Raw genomic sequence first — 13,098 nt, forward strand, 5'->3', positions numbered from 1 at the left:
GATCCCCGGAACGGACATGCGAAACTTTTCACATGAGTGCTGCCTGCCGCACCGACCAGCGTTCGAACCGCACCCGTAGCCGTTCTCGTAGTCGTTCCCGTAGTCGTGCCGCCCTGCTGACCGCCGGGGCCGCCGTCGCGGCGCTCGCCCTGTCCGCGTGCGGTTCCGGGGGTACGTCCGGGGGCTCGGGCAACACCAACTTCGTCGCAGGCAAGGACGGCATCGCGACCGTCGCCAAGGGCGAGCGGGCCGACGCACCCGACCTCTCCGGGAAGACCGTCGACGGCAAGCAGCTCGATGTCGCCGACTACAAGGGCAAGGTCGTCGTCCTCAACGTGTGGGGCTCCTGGTGCCCGCCGTGCCGCGCCGAGGCGCCGAACTTCGTCAAGGTCGCCGCGGACACGGCGGACCAGGGCGTGCAGTTCGTCGGCATCAACACGCGCGACGCCAGCACGAGTCTGGCCAAGGCGTTCGAGGAGGAGCAGGGGGTCACGTACCCCAGCCTGTACGACCCGACGGGCAGGCTGATGCTCCGCTTCAAGAAGGGCACGCTGAACCCGCAGGCCATCCCGTCCACGCTCATCATCGACCGGGACGGGAAGATCGCGGCCCGCACGCTGCAGGCGCTCAGCGAAGCGAACCTGCGCAAGATGCTCGAGCCCGTCATCGCGGAGAAGTGACCTGACGTGTCCCTTCTCGCCACCTCCGTGGACCTTGCCGCAACGCCCGGGATGAACACCACGGTCTACAGCGGAGCCCTGCTCCTCGCACTGCCGATCGCGGTGCTCGGCGGGCTCGTCTCCTTCTTCTCGCCGTGCGTGCTGCCGCTGGTGCCCGGCTATCTCTCGTACGTCACCGGGGTCACCGGCACGGACCTGGCCGAGGCCCGGCGGGGGCGGATGGTCGCGGGCGCTTCCCTCTTCGTACTCGGCTTCACCGTCGTGTTCGTCTCCGGCGGGGCGCTGTTCGGGTACTTCGGGCAGACGCTGCAGGAGCACCAGAGCACCCTGTCCAAGGTGCTCGGCGCGCTCATGATCCTGATGGGCGTCTTCTTCATGGGGATGATGCCCTGGCTCACCCAGCGCGAGTTCCGCTTCCACACACGCCCCTCGACCGGCCTCGTCGGCGCCCCCGTCCTCGGCGCGCTCTTCGGCATCGGCTGGACACCGTGCATCGGGCCGACGCTGGCCTCCGTGCAGGCGCTGGCCTTCAACGAGGCGAGCGCGGGCCGCGCCGCCATACTGACTGTCGCGTACTGCGCCGGTCTCGGCATCCCGTTCGTCCTCGCCGCTGTCGCCTTCCGCAAGGCGCTCGGCGCCTTCGGCTGGGTCAAGCGGCACTATGCGTGGGTGATGCGCATCGGCGGCGGCATGATGATCGCGACCGGACTGCTGTTGCTGACCGGGGTGTGGGACAGCCTCGTCTACGACATGCAGGGCTGGACCCAAGGCTTCACGGTAGGGATCTGATCCATGAGCACCACTGACACCGGAAAGACGGCGGCGGACGGCACCGGCGAGGCGACGGATCCGGCGCCCGCCGCCAAGCGCCACGTCGGCGTGAGCGCTGACGGTGAACTCGGCGCGGCCGGATCCCAGCTCTCCACCGCCCCGGTGGAGACCGTCGTCCCCGGCTCCTTCGGCGGCGTGCGGAAGCCGGGCGCCGCCGGGTGGCTGGCGTGGACCGGGCGTGAGATCACCGGCTGGACCCGCTGGTTCTGGCGGCAGCTGACCTCCATGCGGGTCGCGCTGCTCCTGCTGTTCATGCTGTCCCTCGGGGCGATCCCAGGCTCGCTGATCCCGCAGTCCGGGACCGACGCGGTGAAGGTGCAGGACTTCAAGGACGCGCACAGCGTGCTGGGGACCGTCTACGACAAGCTCGGACTTTTCCACGTCTACAGCTCGGTGTGGTTCTCGGCGATCTACATCCTTCTCTTCGTCTCGCTCATCGGCTGCATCGTGCCGCGCACCTGGCAGTTCGTGGGGCAGCTTCGCAGCCGTCCGCCGGGCGCGCCCAGGCGGCTGAACCGGCTGCCCGCGTACGCGACCTGGCGCACGGACGCCGAGCCCGAGCAGGTCCGCGAGGTCGCCCTCAAGGTGCTGAAGAAGCGGCGGTTCCGGGCGCACGTCGACGGGAACGCCGTGGCCGCCGAGAAGGGCTATCTGCGCGAGACCGGCAACCTGCTCTTCCACCTCGCACTGATCGTGATGCTGATCGCCTTCGCCTGGGGCCAGCTCTTCAAGTCCGAGGGCAACAAGCTGATCGTCGAGGGCGACGGCTTCTCCAACACGCTCCTGTCCTACGACGACTTCAAGTCCGGCAACCTCTTCTCCACCGACGACCTCACGCCGTTCAGCTTCGACCTGAAGAAGTTCACCGGTACGTACGAGGAGACGGGCCCCAACAAGGGCACCCCCCGCACCTACCAGGCGGACATCACCTACAGCGTGGGCGCCGACGGCAAGGAGAAGAAGACCACCGTCAAGGTCAACGAGCCGCTGGAGATCGGCGACTCGAAGGTCTACCTGGTCAGCCACGGCTACGCGCCCGTCGTCACCGTCCGGGACGGCAAGGGCAAGGTCGTCTACTCCGAGCCCGTGCCGATGCTGCCCCTCGACTCGAACGTCACCTCGCAGGGCGCGATCAAGGTGATGGACGGCTACCGGAATGCGAAGGGCGAGAAGGAGCAGCTCGGCTTCGCCGCGTTCTTCGTGCCGACCTTCGCGGGCGCCGGTGCGGGCGACATGTTCTCCCAGTTCCCCGCGCTCAAGGACCCCGTGCTCGCGCTGACCGGGTATCACGGCAGCCTGGGGGTCGACTCGGGCCTTCCGCAGAACGTGTACCAACTGGACACCTCCGAGATGAAGCAGTTCAAGGACTCGAAGGGCGAGATCCTCAAGTCGAGGCTGGCGCCCGGCGAGACCATGACGCTGCCGAACGGCGCCGGCTCGATCACCTTCGAGAAGGACATCAAGGAGTGGGCCGGCTTCCAGGTCACTCAGCAGCCCGGCAGCGACTGGGCGCTGGTCGGAGCCTTCACCGCGATCTTCGGTCTCGCCGGGTCGCTCTTCATCCAGCGCCGCCGCGTCTGGGTGCGGGCCACCACCGGCGCCGACGGTGTCACCGTCGTCGAGATGGCGGGCCTGGGCCGCAGCGAGTCCGCGAAGCTCCCCGAGGAACTCGGCGACCTGGCCGAGCTCGTGCACGAACAGGCGCCCACCAAGCACGACGAAGACGAACCCGCCGCCCCCGATCCCGACGCCGAACCCCCCGTAACTGCCGCCGGAAAGGCTGAGAAGCGATGACTCTCGCCACCGCAACCAACGAACACCTCGCCAACGTCAGCAACACGCTGATCTACTCCGCGATGGCCGTCTACATGCTGGCCTTCTTCACGTACATCGCCGAGTGGATCTTCGGCAGCCGCAGCAAGGTCGCCCGTACGGCCGCGGCGCTGACCTCCCCGCAGAAGGCGGCGGCTCCCGCGGTCACGGTGAAGAAGGCGGGCGGCACCGCGGTACTGGAGCGGCCCAAGGTCGTCACCCGGGCCGCGGCCGGTGCCCGCGATGTGCCGGACGGGCCCGGCGCGCACGGCGGGGATGTGCAGGGCGACCTCTACGGACGTATCGCGGTGTCCCTCACCGTGGTCGCCTGGGCCGTCGAGACGGCCGGTGTGGTCGCCCGCGCTCTGTCGGTGCAGCGGGCGCCGTGGGGCAACATGTACGAGTTCAACATCACCTTCTCCACCGTCGCCGTCACGGTGTACCTGGTGATGCTCGCGCTGAAGAAGAACATCCGCTGGCTCGGCCTCCCCCTGGTCACCACGGTCCTCCTCGATCTCGGTCTCGCCGTCACTGTCTTGTACACCGCCAGTGACCAATTGGTTCCCGCGCTCCACTCGTACTGGCTGTACATCCACGTCTCGACCGCGATCCTCTGCGGCGCCGTCTTCTACGTGGCCGCGGTCGCCACCCTGATGTACCTCTTCAAGGACTCGTACGAGAGCAAGCTCGCCGCCGGCGGCAAGCCCGGCCGCTTCGCGACCTCCGTCATGGAGCGGCTGCCCGCGTCGGCCTCGCTCGACAAGTTCTCCTACCGCGTGAACGCCGCCGTCTTCCCGCTGTGGACCTTCACGATCATCGCGGGCGCGATCTGGGCGGGCGACGCCTGGGGCCGCTACTGGGGCTGGGACCCCAAGGAGACCTGGGCGTTCATCACCTGGGTCGCCTACGCCTGCTATCTGCACGCCCGCGCCACGGCCGGCTGGAAGGGCCGCAAGGCCGCGTACATCGCGCTGATCGCCTTCGCCTGCTTCCTCTTCAACTACTACGGGGTCAACATCTTCGTCACCGGCAAGCACTCGTACGCCGGGGTGTAAGTCTCTTCAAATCCCTTGAGGCGAAGGCCGGTTCCTGTGACGTGAGTCACGGGAACCGGCCTTCGGCGTACGGACAGAACAGGGGTGTGGATACGAATCTGCGGAGACGCATCCGCGCGGGGGACCACGACGCCTTCGGCGAGCTCTTCGACGCGTACGCGCGCTCCGTCTACAACCATGCCTTCCGGCTCACGGGCCACTGGGCGCAGGCCGAGGACGTGGTGTCGCTGACCTTCCTGGACGCCTGGCGCCTGCGCGACAAGCTCGACGAGGAAGGCGGTTCGGTACGGCCCTGGCTGCTCGGGATCGCCACCAACGTCACGCGCAACACGCGCCGCGCGGCCCGAAGACACGCGGCCGCCGTCGCCCGGCTGCCCCGCGACGAGGCCGTACGCGACTTCGCGGACGAGGTCGCCGGGCGCCTCGACGACACGGCGCAACTGGCCCTCGTACGGGCGGCCCTTCAGGAACTGCGGCGGGCCGAGCGGGAAGTGCTGGCCCTCTGCGTCTGGTCCGGGCTCGACTACGCGGCGGCGGCCGAGGCGCTCGGGGTGCCCGTCGGCACCGTACGGTCGCGCCTCTCACGGGCGAGAACAAAGCTCGCTAAACATCTCAAAACCACGGAACTCCCCGCAGAACGCGGACAGATGAGAGGTGACCGCATCACCGCGGTCGGGCCCAAGAGGGAGGGGAACCGATGAACCAGCTTCCCGAGAAGGACCTTCCGCCGGGCCGTCACCGACTCCTCAAGGAGCATCTGATGACCGAGATCCGGCGCGAAGAGCGAGAAGACCAGGCACCTGCCCGGAGCGGCAACAAGTGGCTTCGGCCCGCGATCGCCGCGGCGGCCGTCGCGGTGGTGGCGGCGACGGCGATCGTCGCGCTGCCGGCCGGGGAGAGCACCCCGACCACGTCCAAGGAGGCCGTGGCACTGCTGGAGAACGTCGCGCTGGCCGCCGAGCACGAGGACGCGCTCGGCGCGATCCGCGACGACCAGTGGGTGTACGTCGATGCGAAGGTCTCGTACTCGCAGAGCGGTGAGGGCATGAAGACGAAGATCCCGCCGCTGCACCGGTTCGAGAGCTGGGACTCCGTGGACGGAAGCCGGGCGGGGCTCTACCGGGAGACGGGCCGCGGGCAGTGGGCCGGGGAACCCGCACCCAAGCCCGGCGAGCGCGGCTACGAGGTGTCCACCAACTACCGCCATCTGTCGACGCTGCCCACCGACGCGGACGAGATGTACGACTGGCTGCGCGAGACCGCCCCGAAGTACAGCGGACAGGAGACCGGCCAGGCCATGTTCGTCCTCGTCGGTGACCTGATCCGCCAGGCCATCGTGCCGCCGGAGGTGAGTGCTGCGCTCTACCGGGCCGTCGCGAAGATCCCCGGCGTGATGGTGATCGACAACGCGGTGGACGCCGCCGGGCGCCCCGGGATCGCGATCGCGCGCAACGACCCGGACAATCCGAGCCGCGATGAGTGGATCTTCGACAAGAAGACCCACGAATTCCTCGGTGAGCGCGCGGTCGCCACCAGCGACTGGTCGGGCGGGGTCGAGAAGGGCGACGTCACCAGCAACACCGCGATCCTCGACCGGGCGGTCGTCGACAAGGCGGGTCAGCGGCCCTAACGGGTGCAAAACCCCCGCTCACGGGCCACGCTGGTGTCATGAACCGACCCATCCCGTCCATCGAAGAGGGCGCCGCCGAGACCCGCGAAGACACGCGCACCCTGCACTACCTGCTGCGTCTTCCCCAGCCTGTGGACAAGGTCTGGGCGGCGGTGGCCACCCCCGAAGGGCTGCGGGGGTGGCTGGCCGCCGTCGAGGTGTTCGAGCCGCGGCTGGGCGGGGCCGTCGCCCTGCAGGGGCTGGGCAGCGGGCGGGTCACCGCCTGGGACGTGGAGCGGGTCGCCGAGTACACGGTCGAGGGGCGGGTCAGGTTCCACCTGGAGCCCGGGGTGCCGGACGGGACCACGGTCCGGTTCACCCACGAGTACGAGGGGGAGCGGGAGCCGCCCGGATGGCGGGCACGCTTCGAGCGGCTGCTCGCCACGCTGGCTAGGAGCTAGGCGGCAGACACTCCTTCGCGGGCGGCTTCCCCTCCGGCCAGGCGATCTCCACGAAGCGGGCCTTGCCCTCCGAGGTCAGTTCCACGATCGGTACGGCCTTGTCGTACGGATTGCCGTGGACGTCCAGACAGATCCAGCCGCTCGCGCCGCTCACCCTCTGGGAGCCCTTCGTCAGCGTCCACTGGTTGGCGACGTCCGCGATGGGCGGGACAGTCTTCCCGTCGGCCGTGGCCTCGCGGATGCCCTGGACGGCGAGCGTCATGGCGTCGTACGCGATGATCGTCTGCCCGTCCTCGAGGGAGACCTCGCCGATGGGACCGACCGGCTTGCGCTCGCTGCCGGCGAGCAGCTCGTCGAGCACCTTCGCGTCGGCGGCGCTGCCCCCGCTCTTCGGCGCGTCCTTCGCGGCCCAGGCGTCCGGGTGGGCAAGTGCCGTGTAGCGCACGGAGATGCGGTGCTGGAGGGCGGTGCGGTCGAGGTCCTTGTCGCCGGTGAGATATGAACCCTCGTCGCCGGTGAGCAGGGTGAAGCTGCGGTCCTGGCAGCCGCGGTCGCCCAACGCGTTGATGAACTGCCGCAGTTGGGTGTGTCGGCCCGCGAACAGGATGGTGTCCGTGGAGCGTGCCGTGTCGCAGACGAGGTGGGTGATCTGCCGGAAGGTGTTGGCGGTGGTGCCCTCCTTGCTGCGGTCGGCGGGCGGGGTGAACGGCTGAGGTTGGTAGGGCGAGCCTTCGAGCAGCTTCTCGAAGGACTGCTGGAGCGTGCGCGAGTAGGGGTCGCCCGGCTTGTCGTAGACCAGGAGCGCCTTGCCCGCCGAGACGTCGGCGAAGGAGGCGAGCGCGCGGGCCTCGTCGGTGTTGGTGGGGGAGACGCGGGCCAGCCCGGGGTAAGGGTCCTTGCCCGCCTGCCCGTTGGCGAGGTCGTCGGCCGTGATGGAGGAGCCGATCACCGGGATGCCGAGGCGGGTGAGCTCCTTGACGGCCTTCATGTTGTTCTCGGTGCTCAGGCCGACGCCGGTCACCGCACGCAGCCGGTCGGGCCCGGTCGCCATCCGCGCCAGCCGGCCGACCGTGTGCTCCCACTGCTCGCCGGTGGCACCGGGGTTGGCGAGGACGAGCCGGATCTTCGGCGTCTGGTCGTTGGAGTCGTGGTTGGCCCGGTACTGGGCGAGATAGGCGCCCTGGAGCTCGTGCAGCGCGTCTCCCAGGTTGTCCGCGTCGGTCGCAGTGAAGGGTTCGAGCAGGGCGACGGTGACCCAACTGCCGGGCTTGAGGCGCTTGTTCTCCGCGTCGATGGCCCGTACGGCCTCGGTGAACTGGGAGCGGCCCCAGTTGTACGAGGTCGCCGAGACGCCCACGCATTCGTCGCTGTCCTGCGCGCGTTCGACGCCGGGCGCGCAGGAACGGTCCTCCTTCGCGAGCGTCGTACCACCCCAGACGCCGAGGGCGATGAGGACGGCCGCAAGGAGCAGGGCGATGTACCGCCGGAACCGGATCTCCCAGACGTCCTCGCGCAACCACACCCACAAGCGCGCCATCACTCGCCCCCGTCCTGCGTCATGACCCGCCCTCGCCCTCGTCGTCCTCGTCGCCCGGGATGCGGAACGGGCGGCCGGTCAGCGCGTCCGCAGGCCAGTCCCTGGACGCCCGCCACAGCAGCGCGTTGCCCGCGGGCCGCAGATTCGACAGCTGCTCCAGCTCGAACCGCAGCCGGTCGGTCACCTTCGGGTCCGGCAGCACCAGCGGGTCGGTCAACTGCCAGACGGCGTGCAGGAGTCGGCGTACCCGAAGATGCAGTACGGCGTCCACGGCCTCCGGCGGGGACTGTGCCGCGTCGGTGTGACCGAGTGCGACGGACGCCCGGTGGTCGTGGCCGTCGAAGTCGCGGCCGTCCGGATCGTGTGCGTGGTAGTAGGGCGCGGAGGCGATGAAGACCAGCGCGGACAGCCAGGCGCGGGTCTCGGTGTCGTGGAAGGTGTCGCGCAGGTAGGCGATCGCGAAGTCGGCTTTCCCCAGGGCGAGTTCGTGGTGCAGGCGGTACTGGGCGCGGCCGGGGTCGTCCTCGCTTCCGGGTAGGTCGGCGTAGTGGTCGATGAGGGTGCGGTGTGCGGCCCTCCACTGCTCGTGGCCGGGGTCGCGGTGGTGCAGGCGCAGCAGCAGGAGCGCGCGCAGGAACGGGTCGCCGACGAACTGGTCCGCCGCCACCGGCCAGCCCTCCGCGGCGAGCCGTGCCTCCAGGTCCAGTACGCCCGACGCGCCGAAGTCGTCCGGGAGTTGGGCCTCGGCCAGTGCGCGCGCCGAGTCGGGGTCGTGGGCGGCGGCGAGCACGGTCAGCTCGTCCAGGCCTCCGCCGGGCACCAGCCGGTCCAGGAGCTCCCGGTAGGTGGCCTGCCCGTCATGGTCGTCGCGCAGGGCGACGTCGGCGGTGAGCAGTGCGCCCAGGGTGGTGGCCCGGGGAAGGTTCTGGTGGGCGGACTCGGCGAGCAGGGCGATGCCGAGCGGGCTGCCTCCGGTCAACCGGTGGGTGGCGTGCGGGAGTTGGGGCGGGACCGGGACGTCGAGGCAGGTGGCGCCGACGATGTGCAGGGTGTCGTCCGGGGTGAGCGGCGGCAGCGACACGAGCAGTGCGCGCGAGGAGGGCGAGGTGTCCGGCGTCCAGTCGCAGCGCCTGGCCACGTCGGGCAGCGTGCGCCGGACGGCGTTGCGGAGCGCCGGATGGCTGTACCCCCGCAGCGAGGTGAAGAAGACGACCTGGTCGGCGATGCCGTCGGCGCGGTCCCGCAGCACCGACTCCATGAGGCCCCGGCCCGCGGGCGCCTGCACGTTGTCGATGAGCACGACCGGGCGGCCGAGCCGGTGCGAGCGCTGCAAGGCCCCCGTGTAGGCGTCGTCGAGGTCCGCCAGCAGGGCCCGTACGAGATAACGCTCGGCGTGCGTACGGGAGTTGCCGCCCGCCCTGAAGTGCCGGGAGAGCAGGATGAGTCCGAGCTTCGGGTTGCCGCCCGCGTTGGGGTAGTCGCGGTACCAGGTGGCCGCCCGGCGCAGTCGGTGGTGGGTGGGGGAGACGCCCTCCGAGAACGCCTCCAGGGTCGCCTCGATGATCGGCTCAAGGACCGGTCCCGTGCCCGACATGGAGGCGATCAGCTTGGCGACGACCTTGTTCACCCAGCGGTTCGCGAACCCGGAGAGCCGGGAGCCCGACTCGTTGAGCAGCAGGATCCGCTCCGCCTCCTGCCGGATGCGCGGCAGATCGCGGTCGCTCCAGCCGCTCGCCGCGACGGCGAGGAGCCCCGCCGCGAGCCGCGGGAAACTGATCCGCCTGGCCCCCGTCACCGGCTCCGCGAGCTGCTCGGCGACCGTGGTGAGCGCCTGCGCGACCGACGACCAGGACTCCGCGGGCCGCTCCGGCGGCGGCCCCGCGAACTGCGCGTCCTCGCCGTCGATCAGCGCGACCGGCGTATGCCCCTTGCACGCCTTCCTCAACTCGGCCAGCAGCGCGCTCTTTCCGAGACCCCGGCCGCCCGCGAACACCACGAAGGGAAGTTCCTTCGGGTGCTCGTACGGCGTCGAGCGGTGCTGGTACGGACGCAGGCCGATGAGCCGTGGAGCGAGACCGGGCGGATCGGTGTCGAACAGCGCCCCCCGGCCGTGCAGCCCTCTGTGCACCGCAGCTCCCCCCGGGGCGGTCCGTTCCGATGTGCTGCTTTGAGGTGTATCAACACCAGTGTAAAAAGGGGGACTTGATTCGGGATAGGGCGCGTGGTGACCGTTGGGTTACGAAAGTTTTCCTTCTGTCGGTCGACTGTGACCGGTGTGGAGCCTGTGGCTACCAGGTCACCGGCAGCTCATGGACGCCGTAGACGATCCCGTCCTTGAAGGGGACCTTCTCCGGTTCGACGGCCAGACGCAGTCCGGGAATGCGGCGGAAAAGGGTGCGGTAGACGATCTGGAGCTCGAGTCGGGCCAGCGGCTGCCCCAGGCACTGGTGGATGCCGAACCCGAACGCCATGTGGCGGCGGGCGTCCCGGGTGACGTCGAGCCGCTCGGGGTCGGGGAAGTGGCCGGCCTCCCAGTTGCCGGTGGCGCCCGGGATGATGACGCCCTCCCCGGCGCGCACGACCTGGCCGCCGACCTCGATGTCCTCCAGGGCGAGGCGGCGCTGACCGCTGTGCACGACGGTCAGGTAACGCAGCAGCTCCTCCGTCGCGTTGGCGACCACCTTCGGGTCGTCGGTGTCGCGGACGACGGCGAGCTGGTCGGGGTGCTCCAGGAGCGCGAGGACACCCAGGGCGATCATGTTGGCGGAGGTCTCGTGCCCGGCGCCGAGCAGCAGGACGCCGAGCAGGGAGGCTTCCGTGCCGGTGAGTTCACCCGCCCGCATCCGGGCCGCGATGTCGGAGAGCAGGTCCTCGCCGGGGTCGGCGGCCTTCGCGGCGAGCTGTCCGCCCAGGTACGCGAAGATCTCGCCGAAGGCGGCCCGTGACTCCTCGGGCGTCACGTCCCGGCGGAGCCCCACCGAGCTGTTGCGCTGGAAGAAGTCGTGGTCCTCGTACGGCACTCCGAGCAGTGCGCAGATCACCAGCGACGGCAGCGGCAGCGAGAACGCCTCCACCAGGTCGACCGGCTTCGGCCCGGCCAGCATCGCGTCGATCAGGTCGTCGGTCATCTTCTGGACGGCGGGACGCAGGGCCTCGATGCGCTTGATGGTGAAGGGGGAGGTGACCATCCGGCGGATCCGCGCGTGATCCGGGTCGTCCATGTTGAGGATGGACGGCGGCATCTTGGAGGCGGTTTCGCGGAAGGCCTCGTTCAGGTACGGGAAGCCCGGCTTGGTGACGTCGACGCTCAGGCGCTGGTCGCTGTACAGGGCCCGCTGGTCGTCGTAGCGGGTGACGAGCCAGTGCGCGGTGCCGTCGAACAGGCGGACCCGGGAGACGGGCTTCTCCGCGTGCAGCCTCCGAAGCTCCGGGGGCGGCGCGAACGGACACGCGGAGTCGCGGGGGAACGGGAACTCGGGGAGGGCCTCGGCCTGGGCGTCGGCAACGGTGTCGGTCATTGCACTCCTCGCGGTGGGGCGCGGTGGGGGATCGTGCGGGAGCATCGAATCCCATGTTCCTGACGGTCCGCTGCCAGGAAACTGACACACCGCTGACACACCCCACTTCGGTTCGTATCCGCCAACTCCCGTGCCTCGGCAGGCTGTTCAGCCGACCGTGATCGAGTCCAGCTTCGCGCGCAGGTACACGTGCGAGTCCACCGGCTCGTAGGCCACCCGTCCCACCGGAGCCGGCACCGACTCCACGACCGTCCCCGGTGTGCACTCGCCGAAGTAGACGAGCGACATCAGCTCCTCGGCGGGCGCGTCGGCGGGCGGGGGCAGCACGCGGTGCCGGCCCGAGCGCCACCTGTCTCCCGTCCAACGGGCCATCAGATCCCCGATGTTGATGGTGAACGCCTCCGCGTCGAAGGGCGCGTCCTCCCAGCCGCCCTCGTCAGTGAAGACCTGCAGCCCGCCCTTGCCCGCCTGCCGGTCGAGGATCGTGACGGTCCCGAAGTCGGTGTGCGGGCCGATGCGGAACTGGCCCGGCTCGGGCTCGCCCACGACCTCCGTCCCCGGATACCAGTTGATGTTGAAGCCGTACGTCGGGTGGTCCATGTGCTTCGTGAAGAAGTCCGGCTCCAGACCGAGGGCCTCGCCGAGCAGCGCGAGGAGGTGGTTCTCCAGCTCGCCCATCCTCGCCAGGTACTCCTCGCAGAGCTTCTGCAGCTCGGGCGCCTCCGCGGGCCAGACGTTCGGCGCGTACCACTCCGCGTTGGTCTCCGGGTCCTCGAACTCCTCGTGCGTCGCGAACGTCAGCGACTCCTTGAGGTCCGGCGGGGTCTCCGTACCCTCCGAGTAGCCGTTCGCCTCGGCACCCGGGCCGAGCCAGCCGCGGCCGCCGACGGTGACGGCGTACGGCTGTTTCGTCTCCGCGGGGAGGGCGAAGAACGCGCGGGCGGCCGCGCGGATGTTCCTGCGCAGCGACGGGTCCACACCGTGTCCGGTGACGAGCAGGAAACCAGCCGTCTGGAGCGCCTGGTCGACGGTGCGGGCGATGCCGGCGCGGGCGTCCGGGTCGCCGGAGAGCCAGGGGCGCAGGTCGATGGTGGGGATGCGGGGGGTGGCCTCGGGCAGGGGGTCAGTCACCGATGTCCTCGTTCCAAAGGTCGGGGTGGTCCTTGATGAAGTCGCGCATCAGGGCGGTGCATTCGGGGTCGTCGAGCATCACGATCTCGACACCGTGCCCGGCGAGCCAGTCGTGGCCGCCGTGGAAGGTGGCCGACTCGCCGATGACGACCCGGGAGATCCCGAACTGCCGGACCAGACCGCTGCAGTACCAGCAGGGGGAGAGGGTGGTCACCATCGTCGTACCGCGGTACGAGCGCTGCCGTCCCGCGTTCCGGAACGCGGCGGTCTCCGCGTGCATGGACGGGTCGTCGTCCTGGACGCGGAGGTTGTGGCCGCGGCCGAGGACGGTGCCGTCCGCGCCGTACAGCGCGGCCCCGATGGGGATGCCGCCCTCGGCGAGCCCGGCGCGGGCCTCGGCGACGGCGGTGGCGAGCCAGTCGCGCGCCTGTGCCTGATCGATGCGATCCGTACGCTCCATGGGT

The 13,098-nt window shown here is 70.0% G+C and carries 12 protein-coding genes; 7 read left to right on the forward strand and 5 right to left on the reverse strand.

The window, feature by feature from the left end; all coding sequences use genetic code 11:
• Positions 1-32: 32 nt before the first annotated feature.
• From OG219_RS27750 to OG219_RS27780, 7 genes are all read left to right on the forward strand, one after another.
• Positions 33-680: a TlpA disulfide reductase family protein gene (locus OG219_RS27750; protein ID WP_266830900.1), complete on the forward strand. Its 648-nt coding sequence runs from the start codon at positions 33-35 to the stop codon at positions 678-680.
• A gap of 51 nt (positions 681-731) precedes the next feature.
• On the forward strand, positions 732-1,469 hold the full coding sequence (locus OG219_RS27755; RefSeq protein WP_266836254.1) for a cytochrome c biogenesis CcdA family protein: 738 nt from the start codon (positions 732-734) through the stop codon (positions 1,467-1,469).
• 3 nt (positions 1,470-1,472) lie between these two features.
• Positions 1,473-3,305 (forward strand): cytochrome c biogenesis protein ResB, encoded by a 1,833-nt coding sequence (locus OG219_RS27760; RefSeq protein ID WP_266830902.1) that lies wholly within the window; start codon positions 1,473-1,475, stop codon positions 3,303-3,305.
• Positions 3,302-4,378, forward strand: a complete 1,077-nt coding sequence (ccsB, locus tag OG219_RS27765; RefSeq protein WP_266830904.1) for a c-type cytochrome biogenesis protein CcsB — start codon at positions 3,302-3,304, stop codon at positions 4,376-4,378. The genes OG219_RS27760 and ccsB overlap by 4 nt, the downstream gene beginning before the upstream one ends.
• 86 nt (positions 4,379-4,464) lie before the next feature.
• A complete protein-coding gene (locus OG219_RS27770) occupies positions 4,465-5,079 on the forward strand; it encodes an RNA polymerase sigma factor (protein ID WP_266830906.1) in 615 nt (204 codons plus the stop codon).
• Positions 5,076-6,008 carry a CU044_5270 family protein gene (locus tag OG219_RS27775; protein WP_266830908.1) on the forward strand — a complete coding sequence of 311 codons (933 nt, stop codon included), beginning with the start codon at positions 5,076-5,078 and terminating at the stop codon, positions 6,006-6,008. Before OG219_RS27770 ends, OG219_RS27775 begins: the two co-directional genes overlap by 4 nt.
• Before the next feature lie 38 nt (positions 6,009-6,046).
• Positions 6,047-6,448 (forward strand): SRPBCC domain-containing protein, encoded by a 402-nt coding sequence (locus tag OG219_RS27780; RefSeq protein ID WP_266830910.1) that lies wholly within the window; start codon positions 6,047-6,049, stop codon positions 6,446-6,448.
• Here the strand turns inward: OG219_RS27780 and OG219_RS27785 are convergent.
• The 5 genes from OG219_RS27785 to OG219_RS27805 form a co-directional block, all read right to left on the reverse strand.
• The gene (locus tag OG219_RS27785; RefSeq protein WP_266830913.1) at positions 6,438-7,985 is read right to left on the reverse strand and encodes an ABC transporter substrate-binding protein; all 1,548 of its coding nucleotides are present in this window, start codon (positions 7,983-7,985) and stop codon (positions 6,438-6,440) included. The genes OG219_RS27780 and OG219_RS27785 overlap by 11 nt on opposite strands.
• Positions 7,986-8,004: 19 nt before the next feature.
• Positions 8,005-10,113 (reverse strand): hypothetical protein, encoded by a 2,109-nt coding sequence (locus tag OG219_RS27790; protein ID WP_266830915.1) that lies wholly within the window; start codon positions 10,111-10,113, stop codon positions 8,005-8,007.
• A 160-nt stretch (positions 10,114-10,273) separates the two neighbouring features.
• Positions 10,274-11,503 (reverse strand): cytochrome P450, encoded by a 1,230-nt coding sequence (locus tag OG219_RS27795; protein WP_266830917.1) that lies wholly within the window; start codon positions 11,501-11,503, stop codon positions 10,274-10,276.
• A gap of 147 nt (positions 11,504-11,650) precedes the next feature.
• The gene (locus OG219_RS27800) at positions 11,651-12,634 is read right to left on the reverse strand and encodes an isopenicillin N synthase family oxygenase (protein ID WP_266830919.1); all 984 of its coding nucleotides are present in this window, start codon (positions 12,632-12,634) and stop codon (positions 11,651-11,653) included.
• Positions 12,627-13,094, reverse strand: a complete 468-nt coding sequence (locus OG219_RS27805) for a nucleoside deaminase (RefSeq protein ID WP_266830921.1) — start codon at positions 13,092-13,094, stop codon at positions 12,627-12,629. The genes OG219_RS27800 and OG219_RS27805 overlap by 8 nt, the downstream gene beginning before the upstream one ends.
• Between the last annotated feature and the right edge of the window lie 4 nt (positions 13,095-13,098).

It is taken from the genome of Streptomyces sp. NBC_00038, from assembly GCF_026343635.1.
In the GTDB taxonomy this organism is placed as follows: Bacteria; Actinomycetota; Actinomycetes; order Streptomycetales; family Streptomycetaceae; genus Streptomyces.